We start from the raw sequence: 21,201 nt of genomic DNA, 5'->3' as shown, positions 1-21,201 counted from the left end.
ATTGCGGTGGCCAGCCCCCGGCGCTAGTTTCGGGACGACGGCCTGCCGGGATCGGCGGGCCTTTTTTTATCCCGGGAACGTGCCTTGGCAGACGATCAGGACAAGGACAGTAAAACAGAAGCCCCAACGGAGAAAAAACTCCGTGATGCGGCGGAAAAGGGCAATCTGCCCTTTTCCCGTGAAGTGCCGATCTTTGCGTCGTCACTGGCCTTTTACTGTTATCTCGTTTTCTTTCTGCCCGACGGTGCCAGCCGCATCGGCGAGACGCTGAAGGACCTGTTCGGCCAGCCCGAACAATGGGACCTCAGCACCAGGCCAGACGCCCTGTCGCTTTTGTACTTCCTCGGCACGTCCATGGCCTATCTGCTCATGCCGGCCATGATCATGTTCATCGTCTTCGGCCTCGCCTCTTCGTTTTTCCAGAACCTGCCGTCGCCGGTGCTGGAACGGGTGCGCCCGCAATGGTCCCGCGTATCGCCCGCCAAGGGTTTCACGCGCATCTATAGCAAGCAGGGTTTCGTGGAATTCGGAAAGTCCGTTTTCAAGATCATGATCGTCTCGACCATCATGTTCTTCGCTCTGCGCGGCGAGTTCTACAGCCTCATCGATCTGATGTTTTCCGATCCGCAGGTTATTTTTGTCCGGGTCGTCGAGATCGTCAAAAAGATGATGATCGTAATCCTGCTTTCGACCGCATTGCTCGCCGCCGTGGACGTTTTATGGACGCGCCATCACTGGTTCACCCAGCTGAAAATGACGAAGCATGAGGTGAAGGAAGAATACAAGCAGTCGCAGGGCGACCCGGTTGTCAAATCCCGTCAGCGATCGATTGCCCGCGACCGTGCCCGCCGCCGTATGATCAACAACGTGCCTCGCGCGACCCTCGTCATCGCCAACCCGACACACTTTGCGGTGGCGTTGCGTTACGTGCGTGAAGAAAGCGACGCGCCTGTTGTCGTTGCCAAGGGCCAGGACCTTATCGCATTGAAAATCCGCGAGATTGCGGAAGAAAATAATATCCCCGTTTTTGAGGACCCGCCGCTTGCGCGCTCCATGTTTGCGCAAGTCTCGATCGATAGTGTGATTCCACCAGCCTTTTACAAGGCTGTGGCTGAGCTTGTTCATCGGGTTTACGCCATGAAGTCATCGAAAATACGGGTTCAATAAGACCAATGAAAAAATCCGCCTATTCTGAACAGCGGGAAATGATCGTCGCAGAGGCGATCAACCCGATCGCTACAGAACTACGATTGCTAGACCCGGCCGACCTGATTTCGCTGCTCAGATTCGAGTGCTACGGCAGCATTGCCGATCTCGTGTCATCGGCTGCGGAGCTTTATTATCATCCCGGTACGATCAATTTCGGCGCCGGCGGCGAATATAAACTCGAATGGGAAGGCGCGCCGGAGATCGTTCTCGATCTCGAAATCAAACCGATCGGCGCCACGGTCTATGCACAATTGATCTTGGCCAATGAACATGCGGCGGTCGAAATCAATCATGTGTCGTTTCAGAACCCTTCGGAAAATCCCGACGAAAACACCGAGTTCCTCCGCCATAGCCTGATGGCCGCCCGATTCGTTTCGACCCACCAGGGCGAAGCGGCCTGAACCATCCGCCGAATATCCAGTCGATGACCGGTTGCGACTGCCGAAATGGCGGTCGCGACGGTTTTGCCTGATCGCTTTTTCACCCGACCTTGCCCGAAGCCTGCCACCGCGCGCAAAACCGTTATGGGAAAGCGAGGAACGCCTTGCAAATCAGCGTTGTTGTTTGGTACCTATCGAATTAACGATTTGTTAACGAACGGCAGGTCGCGGTGGATCATTTCAACCACCGCCGATGCGCATGATGCCTCTGCTCGTTTCCGGCGCAGCGCCGGATTATTTCTTACATTTTGAATTGGGTGGAACCCATGACCAGCATTATGACCAATGCGGCGGCAATGGCCGCGCTGCAAACCTTGCGCATGATCGACAAGAACCTCGAGACCACGCAGGCGCGCGTCTCCTCCGGTTACCGCGTCGAGACGGCAGCGGATAACGCGGCCTATTGGTCTATCTCCACGACCATGCGCTCGGACAATGCTGCGCTTTCGGCCGTTCAGGACGCACTTGGTCTCGGCGCCGCCAAGGTCGACACCGCCTTCGAAGCCGTGGAAAGTGCTATTGAGACGGTCAAATCGCTGAAGGCGAAGCTGGTTGCCGCTTATGGTGTGGGCAGCAACCGGACGAAGATCCAGGAAGAAATCAAGCAGCTTCAGGATCAGCTGAAGAGCATCTCCGAATCGGCGTCTTTCTCCGGCGAAAACTGGCTCCAGGCGAAGATCGGCGACGGCAAGACGCCGCCCGCGGAAGAGCCGGTCATCAAGAAGGTCGTCGCTTCATTTACCCGCACCGCCGCAGGCGCAGTCGGGGTGACGACGGTCGATTATTCACTCGATTCGAGCACGGTGCTTTTCGATCTGAGCGGCGGCAAGTTCGGCATTCTCGACACCGAAGCGCGATTCCTGCGCAAGAACGAGACGATCGTGACGATGCGCACGACCGATACGCCCGCGGCACCCGCCGCTCCCACCGTCACCGACAAGGATTATGTCGTTCCGACGCTAAAGGATAGCGAAGTGGCGGCACTGGCAGGTTTTTCCGTCAAGGCGACCGGCATCTATACCAATGCCGCCAATACGGAGGGTTATTTGAAGATCGGTGATGGTGTGTGGGTAAAGCTCACCTCCACCGATCCGGCAGCGGCAGGCGCTCCGGCGACCGACAGCACTACCCCCGTCGCGACCACGACATCGCCGAGCACCAACTGGTATTACGATGTCACTGCGGCAATTGACCCCGACAATCGTAAACTCGGAATCTCCGTCTCCACGCTCGACATCAACAAGCTCACCGATCTCGCCCAGAAAATGGGAACGATGACGGGAGAGCAATATACCGAAGCCGACGTGCTGGATGCGATGATGTCCTTTGTCGACGGTCAGCTCGAAGCGATGACCAGCGCGGCGTCCAGCCTGGGCTCGCTGCAGAGCCGTATCGACATGCAGGAGAACTTCGTGTCGAGCCTGATGGACGTGATCGACAAGGGCATCGGTCGTCTTGTCGATGCTGACATGAACGAGGAATCGACCAAGCTGAAGGCGCTCCAGACACAGCAGCAGCTCGGTATCCAGTCACTCTCCATCGCCAACGCCAATGCGGAAAATATTCTTCAGCTCTTCAAGTAATGGAGCTTCCTCGCACGGGCATGCGCGGAAACGTGGCGCAGACGTGCTGAACAGTTCCGCCTTCATCCTCGCACAAGTTTGAACACCTAACGTCGGGGCAATATGGGGCGGATCGCATGGCGCGGTCCTCCGGCAATCATGGAAGAGACGGGCAGGGTAGCAAGGATGACGGTGGTGCCGCCAAACGGCTTAGAGCATTTCCAGGAAAAGCGGACTCCGGTTTTCTGCCCGGAAATGCGACAGAACGTTCCAGATCGCAGGCAGCGAAACATGTCTCGTCCCCTGTTTTGCCGGGGGCGTGCATGACCACCTCCATCGCAAGATATCTGAAGGACTTCGGTGACGCTCAGCCGGCAGGACTGGCCTTCGGCGATCCCCTGGCGGATACCGATGGCGTTTCGCCATTTGCCGACGCTGCATCCGGTTTCGATGAATTCGAAACCGTCGACGTGGAGAGTGAAAGGCAGGCCGCTTACGCCCGTGGCCATGAGGATGCGACACGCGAAATCACCGAAAAGATGCAGGCGGAACGCGACGAGCTGCTGGCCGCCCATTCGGCTGAGCTGGAGGCGCTGCGATCCGCCTATCTCGAGGAAATCGCGGTCTTTCTGTCGCGCGGGCTGCGAGAGGGCATTGATGCGATTGCCGCCACCCTCAGCGAACAGACCGCCGCAATCCTTGCTCCGATTTTGACGGAAGAACTGTCGCTTAAAGCAGTCTCGGCGCTGGCGGATGTGGTGCGCGCTTCCATGCCGGATGGTGACGCCGTCACGCTTGTCGTGAAAGGTCCGAAGGATTTGTTCGAGCAGTTGAAGACCCAGCCCGGCTTTGAAGAAGAGACGATGAAGTTTACCGAGACCGCCGATATCGATCTTTCAGTCGAGCTGGGTGAGAGCGTCTTCGTGACGCGCATGTCCGCCTGGGCCTCCAGTCTTCGCAAGGTGATGAAATGAGTGAAGGCGAAAACCATCACCACGGCAAAAACGAGATCATCATCGTCAAACGCCATAAAGGTGGCCACGATGGTGCGCATGGTGGTGCGTGGAAGATCGCCTACGCCGACTTCATGACGGCGATGATGGCGTTCTTCCTCGTCATGTGGCTGGTCAATGCCGCCAATGAGGAAACCAAGGCCTCGGTCGCGAGCTATTTCAATCCGATAAAACTGTCCGATGAGAAACCCTCGTCCAAGGGGCTGGAAAAGCCCGTGGACAAGGAAGAGGGCGTCCAGAAAAAGGACCAGTCCAACATTCAGGCAGAGAAAGTGACCAAGGGATCCGCCGCGGCGACGGGCGAAGACCTGACGTCCCAGACAGGTGAACAGTCGAATTTCTCCGAAGCGGACTTTTTCGAAAATCCCTATTCCGTGCTGGCGGAAATCGCCCAGCAGGTCGGGCAGCAGGCCAATGTCAGCGCCAAGGGCGAGGGCGGTGCTGCCGATTCCGGTCCTGCAACCGGCGCAAGCGGCGGCGAGGCCTATCGCGATCCCTTCGATCCTGATTTCTGGACGCAACAGGTGAAAATCACCCGCGCCGATCAGCAACAAAAACCGGTTGAGCAGCAGGCCGCCGAAAACAAGCAGGAGAATGCTGCCGACAGCGCTCAGGCCGTTGCGGTTACATCGTCTCAGGCGCCGGAAGACAAGGCGCAAGACGGCAAGCCCATGGACGTCGCCGCGGTTGTACCGCAGCAACGGCCGGATGCCGCCGAGCAGGCAGCGCTTGTACGGCCCAGGCCCGAGCAGCAGCAAGAGGCGAAGGATGTTCAGCAAAAAGCGAGCGATGCTGAATGGGAAAAGGCCGATACGCTGCGCGAAGAAATCGAGAAACAGATATCCGGCATAACCGGCAGGCTCTCGGAAGGGCTGGTCGTGACGCCTGCGGAAGGCGGATTGCTGCTGACCATTTCCGACCAGACGGAAACACCGATGTTCAATATCGGATCGGCCGTTCCCCGGCGCGAAATGGTTCTCGCCATGGAAAAGATCGGCAAACTGCTTCAGGAGCGCGGTGGCAGCGTGGTAATCCGCGGCCATACGGATGGGCGGCAGTTCAAGGGCGAGGCCAACGACAATTGGCGGCTCTCCATGGACCGCGCGCACAGTGCCTATTACATGCTGGTGCGCGGCGGCCTGTCGGAAGAGCGGGTGAAGCAGGTTTCTGGGTTTGCGGACCGCAGATTGCAGGTCCCGGCAGATCCCCTGGCGGATGCCAACCGCCGTATCGAAATCCTGCTTGAGGCTGATCGGGGGTGAGTGTGACGAAAACCTCGAAACGCTGGCTTCTTCTTGCGGCGACGCTTTGTGGTCTCGGTGCCGGACCATTCAAGGCGTTTTCGCAGTCGCAAGACAATCTCATGCCCTATTCCATGCTGCGCTCCCTGCAATTCGTGCAGGATTCGGTTGCCAAGGGAGACCATTCGGCAACGGAAATGCAGCGGTTCCTGCTCCAGACCATAGATGAGCGGCTGAAAAGCGCGCCTTCGGCGATCTTCAAGGATCCACGCAATGTCGATGCGGCGCTGATTTATGCGATGAGCGGCGGCAATCCCGCCACGCTTGAATTGCTGGTCGCGCGCGATGTGGACGGCAATTTCGACAGCCGCGTCGCCGATATCCTGCGCAAGTATCTGTCGGGCAAGGGGACGCTGGTGGCGCAGAGCATCGCGGCAATGGTGCCTGAATATCGCGGCACCCGGATAGGCGCCTATCTCGCTCTGATCGGTGGCAATGTGACGATCCCGCGCGATCCTCTGGCCGCGCTCGGCTTTTACGACATTGCCCGGCTTGAAGCGCCCGGGACAATCGTTGAGGAGGCGGCATTGCGCCGCTCGCTCGCCATTGCGGTTGAAGACGGCGATGCAAAACGCGGCGTCGAATACGCACAGCGTTACGCGCGGCGGTTCCTGCATTCGCCCTATGCAAGCCAGTTCGCGGATCTTCTGGTCTCGCTGGTGGTCAAACGCTCTGATTCCCTCGGCGAAGACGCGATAGTGGAGACCTTCGCGATGATGGATGCGGAAAGGCAGAAGGAAGCCTATCTGCGTCTTTCGCGTCTTGCGGCGATCAGCGGCAAGGATTCGCTGGCCCGCATGGCGGCGCTTAAAGCGAAGACGCTGTCGTCCGCCGCGCCGGATCAACCGGAAGCGCAGGCCAATCTCTACGAAAGCCTTTCCAACATTGGAACACCCGATGTGGTGAGCGCGATCGAGACGATCGGACAAATTCCCGAAACGCAGCTTTCGGACCGGGACAGGGCCCTCAGAGATGCCGCAAGGGCGATCGCCGAACAGGTGGTTCGTCCTCCCTCGCTATCAGGTGCTGATGTCGACGCGGCGGCGCAGGGCGCCAGACAGAACGCAGCCAAAAATGATGCGGTGGCTGGCGGGGAAAAAAGCATATGGCGGGTTGAAACCCACAAGGCCGACGATGGCGGTGAGAATGTCCGGCAGCTCGTGACAAGCGGCCGCAGCAAGCTCGATGAAATCGACAGCCTGTTGAAGAAAGGCGAGGGGGCACCATGATCGACGCAACCATCAATGCGCTAACGAATGCGCCACCGTCCGATCCGCGCGCAGGCAGTGCTGCCGCACGTGACGAGGCGAGAGGCGGCAGCTTTGGCGATGCCCTTTCCACGGTTCGTGACGAGCGACCGCCGCAGGCGCCGCATTCGCGGTCGGACGATTCTGGTTCAGCCGGGCAACAGCACGGACAGGCCGACGGCGAGGGGGAAAAGATGGACGTTCCGGTCAAACGGCCTGCAGCCTTCCTGAATGTCATCGTCAACGAGCATGCCGGGGACGGTCGAGTTCACGACACAGCTGCCGAGTTCCAGAACGCGGTCAAATCCTCGCGGGCACAATTGGGGGACGGCAAGCCTGGCAAGAAGCTCAAAGATGAGGCGGATAAGGATGCCGAGGCGATAACGGATACTCTCGATCCGAAGCTCGCCGAACAGCAGCTGGTTACGGCCAGCGCCGGGGCAATGGCCACGGCCAAGACGCCGCTGGAAGAAATTGCGCAGGCAATTGCCGGCAAGACCGACACGGTTAAGTCCGACAGGGCTGAACCTGTCCGCAGCAAGGCTGAACATCCGGCCAAGGACATGCCGACTGGGGTTGCAGCTGCCAATGATGCGGCGGGTTCGGCTTCGGAAAACGAAGGCGATGCCTCGTCATTCCGCTTCGCGTCTCCGCGTTCGGGTGCAGCCCGCGCTCTCGATATGAGCACGGTTCAGCGCGAAGGCCGCGTGGAGTTCGACACGCGGGAAAGCAGCGGCAAGGCGGCCGATACCGTAACGGTTCTCGATTCCCGGCGCTTCATCGGTCTGGCGCCCTCCTCCAATGCCTCGGCTCTGACCGGCCTGATCGCCAATGATCCGGAATGGGTCAGCGCCATGCAGCCCGGTTCGGCGCTGTCCAACGCAGCCGCCCAGAGCAGCACCGGCAAGGTCGTGCATACGCTGAAGCTGCATATGACGCCGATCGAGCTTGGATCGGTGACGATGTCACTGCGTCTTGCCGGTGACGAACTCGCCGTGCACATGACTGTGGAGAGCGTCGCGGCCTATAAAAAGCTCCAGGAAGACAGCAAGAGCATCCTTGATGGCCTCAAGGCGCAGGGTCTGACGGTCGATAACATCACGATCAGCATCGCTTCTTCCGATAAGAGTGACCAAACGGGCACACAAGCCAACAATCAGCAAAATCAGCAGGCGCAGCAGCAGGGCCAGCAGGCGGCTGCGGGCCGCAACCGTGACGAGTCCGGTGCACGAGGCGGCCGGCAAGGCAATGGCGATAATTTGGGGGTGCATAATGAAGGCATGGACGGCGCTCTTGGCTCTGCCCGCACTTCTGCTGACAATGGCGTCTATCTCTGAAAACGCATCGGCCTCGGCAACGTCAGGCGTGTGTGAAAGAGAGATCCAGTCTGCGGCACGCAAATACGGCGTGCCGGAGGGAATTCTCTATTCAGTGGGCCTGACGGAGACCGGCCGCAAGGGGCGGCTCGACCCCAACGCCATGAATATCGAAGGAAAACCGGTATTTGCGGCCTCTACCGAAGAGGCCTTGATGACTTTTGAGGCTGCCAAACGCAATGGCGCCAAGCTGATCGACCTTGGATGCATGCAGATAAATCATTATTTCCACGGCGAAAATTTCACATCTGCGCGCGAAATGTTCGATCCACGTCGCAATGTCGAATATGCCGCCATGTTCCTGCGTAACCTCCACAACAGGCACGAGACCTGGACGATGGCGGTTGCCCGCTATCACGCAGGGCCCAATAATGACCCGGCCCAGAAGAAATATGTCTGCCGGGTCATCGCCAATCTGGTGGCGACGGGCTACGGGAAATGGACGCCCAACGCTAAAAATTTCTGCGAAGGATAACAACCTGAAATTGCTTTATCAGGGGTTGGGACTCGTTATCGGAAATGTGGCGAGACAAAGCCCGAAAAAAGGCGTTTCAAGCGTTTTTTAGCGATTTCGGAAATTTTTACACAAAAATTTTGTGCCATATATGGTTAATACCCACTATATATAGATCAAATCGGCACAAAATGGTTAATCAATTATTAATAACTATCGATGATTTCCTACAGTTGTCGCTGAATCCCCCGATTCGTACCAATGCCTCATTGGAAAACACCACACTGATTCGGAGGCGGACGAATGATCGTAGTGGTTGATGAGCGCGAGCTCGTTAAAGACGGCTATACATCTCTATTTGGGCGTGAGGGCATTCCCTCGACCGGGTTCGATCCGGTCGAATTCGGGGAATGGGTCTCGACGGCGGCGGAAAGCGATCTTGCGGCTGTGGAAGCCTTCCTGATCGGCCAGGGCGACCGGAGCTTCTCCTTGCCAAAGGCGATCAGGGATCGCACGACGGCGCCTGTCATCGCGGTGAGCGACCAGCCCTCGCTGGAAGCGACACTCGCGCTGTTCGACAGCGGCGTCGATGATGTCGTGCGCAAGCCCGTTCACCCTCGGGAAATCCTCGCACGTGCGGCGGCTATTCGCCGCCGGCTGCAGGTCATTTCGAATTTCACCGACGCCGGTCCGATCCGGGTCTTCTCCGATGGACGCGACCCGGAAGTGGGCGGCGAGGTATTTCCCCTGCCGCGCCGCGAGCGCCGCATTCTTGAATATTTGATCGCCAATCGCGGACGCCGCGTTTCCAAGGCGCAGATTTTCAATGCCATCTACGGCATCTTCGATGATGACGTCGAAGAAAACGTCGTCGAAAGCCACATCAGCAAGCTGCGCAAGAAGCTGCGCAAGAAACTTGGCTACGACCCGGTCGATTCCAAGCGGTTCCTCGGCTACAGCATTGATTGGCAATGATTTTCATTGACCCGCGTGGTCTTTTTCAAACGCGGTATTTCAGACAGCTTCACGCAAGCCAAACGCTTTACCTTCTCCTTGAAAGATGACCACGAGGGTTTTTGAATGAGTATTTTCGGCACTATGCGAACCGGCGTGTCCGGCATGAATGCACAGGCGAACAAGCTGGGCACCGTTGGCGACAACATCGCCAACGCAAGCACCACCGGTTACAAGCGTGCATCGACGTCGTTCTCGTCGCTCGTTCTGCCCTCCTCGTCGGGCAGCTACGCTTCCGGCGGTGTGCAGTCCAACGTTCGCTACAGCATTTCGGAGCAGGGCAACCTCTCCTACACCACCTCGGGTACTGACCTTGCCATTCAGGGCAACGGTTTCTTCGTTGTCCAGGATGGTGCAGGCACGCCTTATCTCACCCGTGCCGGCTCTTTCGTGAAAAACTCGGAAGGCTATCTGGAAAACGCCGCTGGCTTCCAGCTGATGGGTTACCCCTACGGTTCCAACCCGCCGGCTGCCGTCGTTAACGGCTTCACAGGTCTTGAAGCCATTAACGTCAACAATTTCGGCCTGACGGCATCGCCCTCCACGCAGGGCAGCTTCCCGGCCAACCTCAATCGTGACGATACGGCCGTAGCGGCGGCGTCGCTCCCCAGCACCAACTCCGCAACGGCGAAGTTCGGCAACAAGACTTCGCTGACCGCATTCGATAGCGGCGGCGCGAAGGTGCTCTACGACTTCTATTACACCAAGACTGGTGACAACACCTGGGAAGTGGCGGTCTACCGTCAGGATCAGTCGACCAATGGTGGCTTCCCCTATACGGCGACTGCGCCGGCATCCCTTGTGCAGGAAAGCGTCACGCTGACCTTCGATCCTGCGACCAACAAGCTGACGACTACGTCTCCCAAATCCATCACCATCGACGACAACAACAGCGGCGTGGCGCAGGCGATCAACATTGACCTGTCCGACATGACCCAGTTTTCGTCGAAGTTCACGCCCGGCACGGCGATCCTGAACGGTAACGGTCCGAGCCAGATCAAGGATGTCGAAATCGGCAAGGATGGCGTAGTGACGGCAGTTTACCAGGATGGCGGCCGCCGCAACATTTACCAGCTGGCGCTGGCCACCGTGCCGAGCGTCGACAACCTGAGCCCGCAGAACGGCAACGTTTATCTTCCGAGCAACGAGTCCGGTGTCGTTACCATCGGCTTCCCGCAATCGGGCAGCTTTGGTTACGTCCAGAAGGGCGCGCTGGAAGGCTCGAACGTCGATATCGCCAGCGAACTCACCGACATGATTGAATCCCAGCGCATCTATACCGCGAATTCGAAGGTCTTCCAGACTGGATCGGATTTGATGGACGTCCTGATCAATCTGAAGAGATAGTAATTCCTACGGGGACAGATGAATGTCGCTCACGTCAGCAATGAATACTGCGCAGTCGATTTTCAATAATACAGGTAAGCAGACGGACGTTACCTCGAAAAACATTGCCAATGTCGGCAATGCGAACTACGTCAAGCGAACCGCCATTCTCGGCACGACCATGGCCGGAGCGAGTATCGTCTCCAATGGCCGTGCCCAGAATGAAAGTCTTCTCAGGCAGACGATTTCCAGCGCCTCGCTGGCCACCGGGCAGAACACTGTTCTGACCGGTCTCGAGGAGATGAAGAGCATTTTCGGCGGCAACGACTACGAGAGCGCGCCGTCCACCTACATGAAGGAACTGCTCAAGAGCCTTAGCGGCTATGCCGCCAAGCCGAGCAATGCTGCTCTTGCCGCAACGGCCGTGACTTCCGCCGCGGATGTCGCCAGCTCATTGAACAAGGCGTCTGCCGAATTGCAGGCGATGCGTCTGCGTGCCGACAAAGAAATCTCCCTTCAGGTCGACAAGCTGAACGGCCTGCTCGCGAAATTCGAGGAAGCCAATAACGAGGTCAAGGCGCAGACAGCGATCGGCGGCGATCCGAGTGACGCACTCGATCAGCGCGAGACCTTGCTGAAGGACATCTCGTCCATCATCGGCATCAATGTCGTCAACCGCCCGAATAATGACGTCGCGCTTTACACGACCGACGGCGCCACGCTGTTCGAGATCGTACCGCGTCCGGTAACCTTCAAGGCGCAGCCGGGCTACGACGCGACGACCACCGGCAACGCGATTTATGTGGACGGTGTGGCGCTCAAGGCCGGCAGCGGCAGCAACACGACGGCGGAAGGATCGCTTCAGGGTTTGATGCAGGTTCGCGATGAACTTGCGCCGACCATGCAGAGCCAGCTCGACGAAATCGCGCGCGGCCTGATCACGATGTTTGCGGAAAAGCCGATTACCCAGCCGGCGCCGCCTGCGACGCCTCTGACGGCGAAGCCCGGCCTTTTCACCTGGTCGACGGCAACCGCAACGAGCGAGATTCCTCCCGCCGGCGTCGTCGTCCCGGGGCTCGCTGCGACCATTACCGTCAACTCCGCGTTAATTATTTCGCAAGGTGGCAATCCGGAATTGTTGCGCGACGGCGGCATCAACGGTACCGCTTATATAGTCAATCCCGCAGCTACGGGCGGAACCGGGTTTTCCGCGCTGATCGACAGCTATGTGACCGCATTCGACGCGCCCATGAATTTCGCCGCGTCGACACGTATCGATACGAATACCAGCATCCTGAAATACGGCACCAACTCGATGGGTTGGCTCGAACAGGAACGGTCCGGTGCGACTTCGGCAAACGAAGCGAAAAGCGCGCTTTATGAGCGCTCTGCGACATCCTATTCGAACAATACGGCGGTTAGCCTGGACGAGGAGCTGTCGCTGCTCATGGATATCGAGCAGTCTTACAAGGCGGCCACGAAACTGGTGACGACCGTTGATGAAATGCTCAAGTCCTTGATGGACATGGTGAGGTAAAGGATGAAAACGTCATTCATTTCATCGCTGGCGATGCAGAACAGCATGCGCAGCACCATCCTCAAGGCTCAGCTTGAGATGACGAATCTCAATACCGAGCTGACAACGGGCAAGCACGCGGATCTTGGTGTGACGCTGGGTGCCAACACGGCCCGCAGCCTCGATCTCAACAGGGACGTGGAGCGGATTTCCTCGCTCGTTACGGTCAACTCCTTCGCCACACAGCGTCTTGAATCGTCGCAGACCGCGTTGGACGGCATGGCAAAGGCCGCCCAGGAAATCCTCAATGTTCTGGTGCCGAATACGAGCAGCGAGCAGCCCACGCTTGCCACCGTCAACCAAAAAATCACGATCGCCTTCAACAATTTCACCAGCTTTGCTAACACGGCCGTAGATGGTGAGTATCTGTTTTCCGGTACGAATACGGATGTGAAGCCGGTCCAGGACTATTTCGCCGACGGTTCGCCGTTGAAAGCCGCCTATGACGCCGAACTGAACCATTTCATGGCGACACAGACGCCGGCCGTGGGGAGTATCTCGGACCTGTCCAAAGATCAGGTCAACGCCTTCATGACGCATATGGAAGGCGTATTCAACGGTACGACGACTGTAACCAACCCGCCGCACAGCAGTCTCGCTGTGGGACAGAATGTCGATTTCTGGACGAGGTTCGGTTCCAACGCCAGCGATACCAACATGACGAGCCGGATCAGCCAGAACGAGGTGGTCGAAACGTCGACCAACAGTAATTCGCAGGGCATGCGTTACTTCGCGATGACGGCAATCACGGCGATGACCTTCCTCAAGGACAATGTTTCGAGCACGGTCCGCGAGGCGGTCGCCACCCAGTCGGTGACGACTATCGGCAAGGCTATCAGTGGGCTGAACCAGCAGGCAAGCAGTCTTGGCCTTTCGCAGGAGCGCGTCAAAAAGTCGAATGACTCTCTGGCTGCCCAGAAGAAGATCATCGAAACACATCTGTTGGATATCGAGGGGATCGATACCTACGAGGCGAAGACCCGTCTCGATCTGCTGCAGCAGCAGATTGAGATCGCATACAGCCTCACGTCGCGTCTGCAAAAAATGAGTCTGGTGAACTACCTCTGATGAACAGGGGTGGCGGCAGATAAAGGATACATGAATGTACCAGTTTTCCTACGCCGAAATCATGGAGGATGGTGTCGCCAACGCGAAAGACCGCGAGCGACAGGCGTTGACCAAATCGATCGAACTGCTTGCGGAGGCGAAGGACTCCTCTTCTCAGCGGCACACGATCGAAGCACTTTTTTACACTCGACGGGTCTGGATCCGCTTTATTGAGGATCTCAAGCAGCCGGATAATCAACTGGCCATGGAACTGAGGGCCAATCTGATTTCGATCGCGATCTGGATACTGAAAGAGTGCGAACTGATCCGGAAACGTCAGTCGACGAATTTCCAGGGCATAATTGACGTGACAACCATCATCAGGGATGGACTGAAATGAAAAGTACACTTCGAATTTCGCTGAAGTCGGGCGAAAAGATTTTCATCAACGGCGCAGTTCTGCGTGTGGATCGCAAGGTGGCGCTGGAATTCCTGAACGATGTCACGTTCCTGCTCGAGAACCACGTATTGCAGCCCGACCAGGCTACCACCCCGCTGAGACAGCTTTATTTCATCGCGCAGATGATTCTCATCAATCCGGAGGGGCGGGAACAGTCCACCAACATGTTCCGCAAGTCCGTGAGCATGCTCTTGAATTGCTTCCAGCATGACGAGGTCCTGGCGGAGCTCAAGCGCATCGACGGGCTGGTTGCCTCCGGCAAGGCTTTCGAAGCGCTGAAGGCCATCCGCGGCCTTTACCCGATCGAGGAAAAAATCCTCAACAATCAGGAAATGACCCCTGCAACGATCGAACAGATTCGCAAGGAGATCGCACCATGGCGGTAGATGCAGTCAATGCGGCGGCGGCAAACCCCTGGGCGAATGCCGGGGCGAGCAGCAACGACAAGAACGCGGCCTCGCTGAACTATGACAGCTTCCTGAAGCTCCTCATCGCCCAGATGAAGAACCAGGATCCGACCAGCCCGATGGATGCTGGTCAGCAGATGTCGCAGCTTGCAAGCTTTTCGCAGGTCGAGCAGACCATCAAGACGAACACCCATCTGAAGAGCATGCTGCAGGCCGAAGCACTGACCCGTGCGTCGGATCTGGTCGGCAAGACGGTAAAGAGCGCCGACGATACCGTCACGGGCGTGGTAAAGGAAGTCGAAGTCTATTCAGACGGCGTCGTTGCCATCACCGAAGCTGGTGACAAGGTGCTGCTGCAGGCCGGTGTGACCTTCTCCAACGGTCCGATCACGGATAAATCTGATAGCGGAACCGATTCGGATACGCCAGCTGGTTCCTGATATTGATAAGGCGGTATAATGCCGCCTTTCCGGAACGAGGGACGCGACGATGAACGAGGCCGATGCGCTTGATATCATGCAGGCGGCAGTGTGGACGGTTCTCGTCGCGGCCGGTCCTGCGGTCCTCGCTGCGATGATCGTCGGTGTCGCCATCGCCTTCATTCAGGCCCTGACGCAGGTTCAGGAAATGACGCTGACATTTGTTCCCAAGATCGTCACGATCATGATTGTCCTCGGCGTCGCCGCCCCCTTTGTGGGCGCGCAGATAGCGCTTTTTTCCAATCTCGTCTTTTCACGCGTGCAATCGGGCTTCTGATATCGATCCGGCCAGGATGCCATCCTCGCGCAAGCTTCGGCGGCTAGGGATAGGTTGAAGCATCGGGCCGAATTGCGTGAGCGATTTCGCGAAACGATGCCGCGGAACCGTGCGGCGGCTTTTCCGTCGCCCTTCTCATGAAGAGACAGGACGAAATTTATGGCGCAACCACCAGTCATTTCCTTGCCCAAGGTCAGTCCGAGCACGCGTGACATCGGTTTCGCACTGGGCATCGTGGCGATCCTCTGCGTTCTGTTCCTGCCCATTCCGGTCGTTCTGGTGGATATCGGCCTGGCGTTTTCCATCGCGCTTTCGGTCCTCATCCTCATGGTGGCGCTCTGGATCCAACGGCCGCTGGATTTCTCGTCATTCCCGACGGTGCTGCTGATCGCGACCATGATCCGCCTGTCGCTGAACATTGCGACGACGCGTGTCATCCTCTCCCACGGGAATGAGGGGCCGACGGCGGCCGGCGGTGTAATCGCCGGCTTCTCCAGTCTCGTCATGTCAGGCGATTTCGTTATCGGTCTGATCGTCTTCCTGATCCTGATCACCGTCAACTTCATCGTCATCACCAAGGGTGCGACGCGTATCGCTGAAGTCGGCGCACGCTTTACCCTCGACGCCATTCCCGGCAAGCAGATGTCGATCGATGCGGACTTGTCCGCCGGCATCATCGATGAGAAGGAGGCGCAGCGCCGCCGCCGCGAGCTGGAAGAGGAAAGCTCTTTCTTCGGCTCGATGGACGGCGCCTCGAAATTCGTCCGCGGCGATGCGATTGCGGGCCTCATCATCACCGCCATCAACATTTTCGGCGGCATCATCATCGGTTATTTCCGGCACGGCATGCCGATCGGCGAAGCGGCCGATGTTTTCGTCAAGCTTTCCGTCGGTGACGGTATCGTCTCGCAGATTCCGGCCCTCATCGTATCGCTGGCAGCCGGCCTCCTCGTGTCGCGTGGCGGCACGGCGGGGTCGACCGATCAGGCGGTCGTCAATCAGCTCAGCGGTTATCCGCGCGCATTGATGGTTTCTGCCATGTTGATGGGCCTGCTTGCCATTATTCCGGGCCTGCCCTTCCTGCCTTTCATGTTCCTCGGTGGCATCATGGCGTTCGGCAGCTGGTATATTCCGCGCCAGGCTGAAGCCGAAAGCGCGCTTCGTCGCCAGGAGGAGGAGAGCAAGATTCTCCAGACGACAGAGGCGGAAAAAGACTCGGTCAAGCAGGTTCTGAAAACCGCCGAGATCGAGCTGGCGCTCGGCAAACAGGTTTCGACCCGCCTTCTCGGTGCGCATCAGGAACTGGCTTTCCGCGTCGGCAAGATGCGCAAGAAATTCGCAACGCAATACGGTTTCGTCGTGCCGGAGATCAAGGTTTCCGACGACATCATGATCCCGGAGAAGGCTTATCAGATCCGCGTTCACGGCACGACCATCGCATCGAGCAATCTGCGCGTCGGAGATGTTCTCGTCGTGACAGGGGCAGGGCGCAAGCCGAGCATCCCGGGCGACGAAATCCGCGAACCCGCTTTCGGCATGCCGGCCGTATCGATCCTCGAAACCTTCACCGAGGATCTCAAGCGCGAAGGCTTTCATCCGATCGATAACGTCTCCGTGGTGCTGACGCATCTGAGCGAAGTCATTCGCAACAATCTGCCGCAGCTTCTGTCCTACAAGGACGTCAAGATTCTCATCGACAGGCTGGATCCCGAATACAAGAAGCTCGCCGACGAGATTTGTTCGTCGCACATGTCCTATTCCGGCCTGCAGGCCGTGCTGAAACTGCTGCTTGCCGAACGTGTGTCGATCCGCAACCTGCATCTCATTCTCGAAGCCGTCGCCGAACTTGCGCCGCATGTGCGCAAGACGGAACAGATCGTCGAACATGTGCGGGTGCGCATGTCGCAGCAGCTCTGCGGTGATCTGGCCGACAATGGCGTACTCCGCGTCCTGCGTCTCGGCAACAAGTGGGACATGGTCTTCCATCAGGCGCTGAAGCGCGACCAGAAGGGCGAAATCGTCGAATTCGATATCGATCCCCGCCATCTCGAGGAGTTTTCCGAACAGGCGTCGAAAGTTATCCGTGAATTCATGGATCGCGGCCTGCCCTTTGTGCTTGTAACCTCACCGGAAACGCGGTCCTATGTGCGCATGATTATCGAGCGACTCTTCGCGACCCTGCCGGTTCTCTCGCATGTGGAACTTGCCAAGGGGCTGGAGATCAAGATCCTGGGCGCCATTTCATGATAACCGACCCGCAGGGAACCATTATCGCGTTGTTCCTTGCCATCTGCCGTATCGGCGCCTGTTTCATGACCATGCCGGGCTTTTCCAGCTCGCGCATTTCGCCGCAGATTCGCATGTTGCTGTGTGTGGCTGTGTCCATGGCCCTGTTGCCGGTGTTGTGGGATACGATCTATCCGAAAATTTCCGGCGCGAATCAGGGCACTGTCGTCGGCCTCATCGCCACGGAGATCGCGATCGGTGCTATGTACGGGCTGATCGCGCGCTTTTACACGCTTGGTTTTCAGTTCACCGGCGCCCTTATCGGCGCATCGGTCGGCCTCAGTGCGCCCGGCGGCGCCGATGTCATCGAAGACGCCCAGGAAAATCAGATATCCAACTTCATCACCTTCGGCGGATTGCTGGTGCTGTTCATGCTGGATTTTCACCACATCGTCCTCAAGGCCCTTGTGGATTCCTATACGGCCACGCCGGTCGGCGCGCTCATCAGCGGCCAGAAGATGCTGATTACGCTGACTGACACGCTGAGGGCGTCGTTTTCGATCATGCTTCGGCTTGCGAGCCCCTTCGTGATCTACGGTCTGATGTTCAACGTCGCGGTCGGCCTCATCAACAAGCTTGCACCGCAAATCCCCGTCTACTTCATATCGACGCCCTTTGTTCTCGCCGGTGGCATCTTCATGCTCTATCTGTCGGTCGCGGCCCTTATCCGCCAGTTCGTGGATGGCTTCGGCCCGGTCTTCATCGGCTTTTGATCGGGAGAAACGCGGTGGCCTCAGACAAGCGGTCGGAGAAACTCAAGCGTCTGGTCACGGTCCAGCGCCACATGGAAAAAATGGCCGAGGTCGAACTGGCCGACACCACCCGCACGCGAAGCGAAGTGGCGCAATCGATGGACAGCGTGCTGGAGGCTATGAGTTCGATGGAGCCGGTGCATCAGACATTCTCGAGGCATTATTCGGATCGTTACGGCCGTCTGGTCGTCAAGGACCGTCAGCTCTCCGGCGTGCAGCAATTGCAGGAAAACAGGGTGCTCAAAGAAAAAACCAAGGCCGACAGGCTGGAGGACAGGATGCACCTGGCCCGTGATCTCGAGGATCGTGAGGCCGACGACAATGCAATCTATGATTTGTTAGAAATTACGAATGCTTCCCGGACACCAGCCTCCAGCAAGGTTGGCGATTCATAGTCTGCTCCATTGTTGCATCGCGGGCGTTTTTTTGAGGACGCCTAAAGCGATGTTTCTTGATTGGGTGAACGTGCCGGTTCGTGCCGCGCGTTCGTCAGCTCGGGAGATCGGGACGTGGCGATATCGGTTATAAGTGATCTGGTGATGGATGTGGTGCGTGCTGCGGACCCCCAGGAAGTCCAGGTTGCCCAGGAGAAACTCAAGGCCAATAAGGCGGCTTTTGCCGCAACCAGCCTTGCAGACGCCGGCAAGGGCTTTGGCGCCGCGGTGGATATGCTGGATGGCGCCTCCTCGAAGGCGGGCCTTGGCAATACGAATATTCGCGCGGCTCGCACCGAAATTCCTGAACCATATCGCAAATATGAGGCCTCTGTCCTCCAGACCTTCGTAGCCAACATGCTGCCGAAAGACAGCGAGGAAGTTTACGGCAAAGGTAATGCCGGCGAAATCTGGAAGAGCATGATGGCCGAACAGTTTGCCGACACGATCTCCAGAAATGGCGGTGTCGGCATTGCAGAGCAGGCATACAAGGATGCGCTTCGGAAGGCCGAAAGCAAAGGCATAACCGACGTATCGATGAATGAAAAAGACCATAATGCTGCAATTCGGATGGTGGCGGAGTTCGAGCGGCAGGTCCTCGGCGTTTCCAATGAGAAAACGGACGAGGCTTGAGAATGAAAAACCCTAACGAGGAGACAAGCATGGACCTTATGTCGAACGACCACCGTATCCAATCCGTTCTCGGCCGCCTTGAAATGATCATCGACCATGAGAACGACAATATCGGTAAGGACCCGCGGTTCGACTTCAAGGTCTCCAATGCCCATAAGAGCCGGTGCCTTTATGAGCTGACGATGCTGTTCCGGGATACCCCGCGCGAGGAAATCGCTGCCGGTTACATGGAGCAGGTCAAGGGCATCAAGTCCAAGCTCGCTACCAATGCCAGCCGCGTCGAGGCACATCTGAATGCAGTTCGTGCGGTCGCCGACCTCCTGAAGAACGCAATCCAGGAAGCCGACACGGATGGTACCTACTCCCAGGAACAGTTCATGTACGGCGCAGCCTCCTGATGTTGAAGCTTCTTCTCACCGGCGTCTGGGTTTGCGCCGTCACGCTCGGCGCGGTGTATTTCTCCGTCCAGATGGCGACGGCGCCCGCGCCGGATGAGGCGGGCGCAAAAAAGGCCAGCTTGCAACTGGTCAAGGGCGAAAGCATCACCATTCCCGTCATCAATGATGGCGGGGTAAACGGTTACTTCCTAAGCCGTATTTCGCTGCGCGTCGACAAGGACAAGATGGCGAAAATCGAGTTGCCGGCAACCCAGTTGATGACCGATGAGCTGTTCACGCTCCTGGCGGGTTCTTCCATGGTCAACATCGCCAATATCTCTACCTTCGATCCCGACGCCTTCAAGCAGCGCATCCGCGAGGGGCTGAACAAGAGGCTTGATGACGAGGTGGTCGAGGACGTGCTGATCGAGCAACTCGATTATCTGTCCAAAGCCGACATTCGTGAGCAGAACGGGAATGGGACACCCCGTTCCATCAAGATCGTCGAAGGTGAAAAAGCCGACGCCGGCAAGGAAGCGGCCGCCGCGCCAGGCCACTGATAGCGCCGCCCCGCTTCGTGCCTTCGGCATGGCCAGAGGCAAGGGACGGTCGCGTGATCCACGTGGTTAATCATTCCTTTGCGTCGGCCTTGGAATTCTATTGATTGCTTTCAGCGTAAATTCAACCAGCACATGTATAAACGGTCCATGAACCGCGAACCCGCAGAAACCTGCGCGTGACGGGCGGGGCTTGCATCGGGGGCTGGGTATGAACGCAACGACGGGTTTTGCACGACCGGGACAGCAGCGGGACATTTACGGGCTGCACTTCTGCGACCTCGACTGGAACGCAGCGCTGGAACATGTGAGCGACAGGGCTTCCGCCTCTGAGGGCCACACGTCGCTCTCATTTCTCACCCTTGAAAAGGCAAAGCTTTCACTCAAGGACATCGGCTATCGGCAGGTCCTCGAAAGCTGCCTGCTTTTCCCGCAGGGCAAGGCGTTGAACGCTGCCGCGCGGCGCGCACATGGTGAGCCTCTGCCGGTCGTGATCGATGGCGTCGCCTTTGTCATGGCGCTTCTCACCTATATGGCAGTACCGAAACGGATCGGCGTTGCGGGTGACGATGCAGCCCAGCTCGGTGTCGTTCTTACGAAGCTGCGTAGCCATGCGCCCTGGCACGACTTCGTCATGCTGAGCGGCGAGACGTCCGGCGTGAAAGTGGATATGCTGCTGGCGGGAATGACCAAGCAAAATCAGGAAATGTGGCTGCATCGCACCGTCAACCGCGAGGACGCGCGAGTCGCCATCGCAGTCGGGCCGCTTTTCAAGATATTATCGTCCGAAGTGGCAGGCATGCCTGAAATCTTCCGCAGGCTGCATATGAGCTGGCTTTACAGCCTTTGCGCCGAACCCTGGCATATCGCCCTCGGCAAGGGCTGAAGCGGCTTCGGCGAAGGTCCGTTAACCATTTGTTTGCCACGATCCTTTAACCTCTCGTAAGGTTTTGACAGCTGTCCGTCCGCGGGCG

At 57.9% G+C, this 21,201-nt stretch carries 23 protein-coding genes; all 23 read left to right on the top strand.

The features are described from left to right. Positions 1-84 precede the first annotated feature (84 nt). The 23 genes from flhB (at position 85) to BLU28_RS02190 (ending at position 21,113) form a co-directional block, all read left to right on the top strand. Complete coding sequence (flhB, locus tag BLU28_RS02305) at positions 85-1,167, top strand: flagellar biosynthesis protein FlhB (protein WP_004439997.1); 1,083 nt, start codon at positions 85-87, stop codon at positions 1,165-1,167. A gap of 5 nt (positions 1,168-1,172) precedes the next feature. Further along, positions 1,173-1,610, top strand: a complete 438-nt coding sequence (locus tag BLU28_RS02300; RefSeq protein ID WP_004439999.1) for a hypothetical protein — start codon at positions 1,173-1,175, stop codon at positions 1,608-1,610. Positions 1,611-1,915: 305 nt separating this feature from the next. After that, entirely contained in the window at positions 1,916-3,232 is a 1,317-nt protein-coding gene (locus BLU28_RS02290; protein WP_077986639.1) for a flagellin N-terminal helical domain-containing protein, read from the top strand. A gap of 302 nt (positions 3,233-3,534) precedes the next feature. Beyond that, positions 3,535-4,185 (top strand): hypothetical protein, encoded by a 651-nt coding sequence (locus BLU28_RS02285; RefSeq protein WP_077986640.1) that lies wholly within the window; start codon positions 3,535-3,537, stop codon positions 4,183-4,185. After that, a complete protein-coding gene (locus BLU28_RS02280; RefSeq protein ID WP_077986641.1) occupies positions 4,182-5,486 on the top strand; it encodes a MotB family protein in 1,305 nt (434 codons plus the stop codon). Before BLU28_RS02285 ends, BLU28_RS02280 begins: the two co-directional genes overlap by 4 nt. Next, complete coding sequence (motC, locus tag BLU28_RS02275; protein ID WP_034496027.1) at positions 5,483-6,754, top strand: chemotaxis protein MotC; 1,272 nt, start codon at positions 5,483-5,485, stop codon at positions 6,752-6,754. The genes BLU28_RS02280 and motC overlap by 4 nt, the downstream gene beginning before the upstream one ends. Next, positions 6,751-8,109 carry a flagellar hook-length control protein FliK gene (fliK, locus tag BLU28_RS02270; protein ID WP_035209054.1) on the top strand — a complete coding sequence of 453 codons (1,359 nt, stop codon included), beginning with the start codon at positions 6,751-6,753 and terminating at the stop codon, positions 8,107-8,109. The genes motC and fliK overlap by 4 nt, the downstream gene beginning before the upstream one ends. Then, the gene (locus BLU28_RS02265) at positions 8,093-8,623 is read left to right on the top strand and encodes a lytic transglycosylase domain-containing protein (RefSeq protein WP_374709461.1); all 531 of its coding nucleotides are present in this window, start codon (positions 8,093-8,095) and stop codon (positions 8,621-8,623) included. The genes fliK and BLU28_RS02265 overlap by 17 nt, the downstream gene beginning before the upstream one ends. A 282-nt stretch (positions 8,624-8,905) precedes the next feature. Next, positions 8,906-9,577, top strand: a complete 672-nt coding sequence (locus BLU28_RS02260) for a response regulator transcription factor (protein ID WP_006698188.1) — start codon at positions 8,906-8,908, stop codon at positions 9,575-9,577. Between the two features lie 105 nt (positions 9,578-9,682). Further along, positions 9,683-10,963 carry a flagellar hook protein FlgE gene (locus BLU28_RS02255; protein ID WP_004440014.1) on the top strand — a complete coding sequence of 427 codons (1,281 nt, stop codon included), beginning with the start codon at positions 9,683-9,685 and terminating at the stop codon, positions 10,961-10,963. Positions 10,964-10,985: 22 nt separating this feature from the next. Next, positions 10,986-12,479 carry a flagellar hook-associated protein FlgK gene (gene flgK / locus BLU28_RS02250; RefSeq protein ID WP_004440016.1) on the top strand — a complete coding sequence of 498 codons (1,494 nt, stop codon included), beginning with the start codon at positions 10,986-10,988 and terminating at the stop codon, positions 12,477-12,479. A 3-nt stretch (positions 12,480-12,482) separates the two neighbouring features. Further along, positions 12,483-13,586, top strand: a complete 1,104-nt coding sequence (locus BLU28_RS02245; RefSeq protein ID WP_006698186.1) for a flagellar hook-associated family protein — start codon at positions 12,483-12,485, stop codon at positions 13,584-13,586. Between the two features lie 34 nt (positions 13,587-13,620). Then, positions 13,621-13,965: a flagellar biosynthesis regulator FlaF gene (gene flaF / locus BLU28_RS02240; RefSeq protein ID WP_004440020.1), complete on the top strand. Its 345-nt coding sequence runs from the start codon at positions 13,621-13,623 to the stop codon at positions 13,963-13,965. After that, a complete protein-coding gene (gene flbT / locus BLU28_RS02235) occupies positions 13,962-14,411 on the top strand; it encodes a flagellar biosynthesis repressor FlbT (RefSeq protein WP_004432543.1) in 450 nt (149 codons plus the stop codon). The genes flaF and flbT overlap by 4 nt, the downstream gene beginning before the upstream one ends. Continuing rightward, positions 14,402-14,872, top strand: coding sequence for a flagellar hook assembly protein FlgD (flgD, locus tag BLU28_RS02230; RefSeq protein ID WP_004440022.1), 471 nt, complete (start codon positions 14,402-14,404; stop codon positions 14,870-14,872). Before flbT ends, flgD begins: the two co-directional genes overlap by 10 nt. A 49-nt stretch (positions 14,873-14,921) precedes the next feature. Beyond that, positions 14,922-15,188, top strand: a complete 267-nt coding sequence (locus BLU28_RS02225; RefSeq protein ID WP_003515115.1) for a flagellar biosynthetic protein FliQ — start codon at positions 14,922-14,924, stop codon at positions 15,186-15,188. Between the two features lie 159 nt (positions 15,189-15,347). After that, on the top strand, positions 15,348-17,435 hold the full coding sequence (gene flhA, locus BLU28_RS02220) for a flagellar biosynthesis protein FlhA (RefSeq protein ID WP_004440025.1): 2,088 nt from the start codon (positions 15,348-15,350) through the stop codon (positions 17,433-17,435). Further along, entirely contained in the window at positions 17,432-18,187 is a 756-nt protein-coding gene (fliR, locus tag BLU28_RS02215) for a flagellar biosynthetic protein FliR (RefSeq protein ID WP_004440028.1), read from the top strand. Before flhA ends, fliR begins: the two co-directional genes overlap by 4 nt. A gap of 14 nt (positions 18,188-18,201) precedes the next feature. Next, positions 18,202-18,621 carry a hypothetical protein gene (locus BLU28_RS02210; RefSeq protein ID WP_004440029.1) on the top strand — a complete coding sequence of 140 codons (420 nt, stop codon included), beginning with the start codon at positions 18,202-18,204 and terminating at the stop codon, positions 18,619-18,621. A gap of 114 nt (positions 18,622-18,735) precedes the next feature. Continuing rightward, positions 18,736-19,293, top strand: a complete 558-nt coding sequence (locus tag BLU28_RS02205) for a rod-binding protein (protein WP_167497085.1) — start codon at positions 18,736-18,738, stop codon at positions 19,291-19,293. Positions 19,294-19,322: 29 nt separating this feature from the next. After that, positions 19,323-19,691: a hypothetical protein gene (locus BLU28_RS02200; RefSeq protein WP_006698182.1), complete on the top strand. Its 369-nt coding sequence runs from the start codon at positions 19,323-19,325 to the stop codon at positions 19,689-19,691. Beyond that, complete coding sequence (locus tag BLU28_RS02195) at positions 19,691-20,230, top strand: flagellar basal body-associated FliL family protein (protein ID WP_004440034.1); 540 nt, start codon at positions 19,691-19,693, stop codon at positions 20,228-20,230. The genes BLU28_RS02200 and BLU28_RS02195 overlap by 1 nt, the downstream gene beginning before the upstream one ends. Positions 20,231-20,438: 208 nt before the next feature. After that, on the top strand, positions 20,439-21,113 hold the full coding sequence (locus BLU28_RS02190) for a WecB/TagA/CpsF family glycosyltransferase (RefSeq protein WP_077986642.1): 675 nt from the start codon (positions 20,439-20,441) through the stop codon (positions 21,111-21,113). The last annotated feature ends 88 nt before the right edge of the window (positions 21,114-21,201 follow it).

The sequence above is a fragment of the Agrobacterium pusense genome (assembly GCF_900102105.1).
GTDB lineage: Bacteria > Pseudomonadota > Alphaproteobacteria > Rhizobiales > Rhizobiaceae > Agrobacterium > Agrobacterium pusense.
This window is presented reverse-complemented; position numbering and strand designations above follow the sequence as displayed.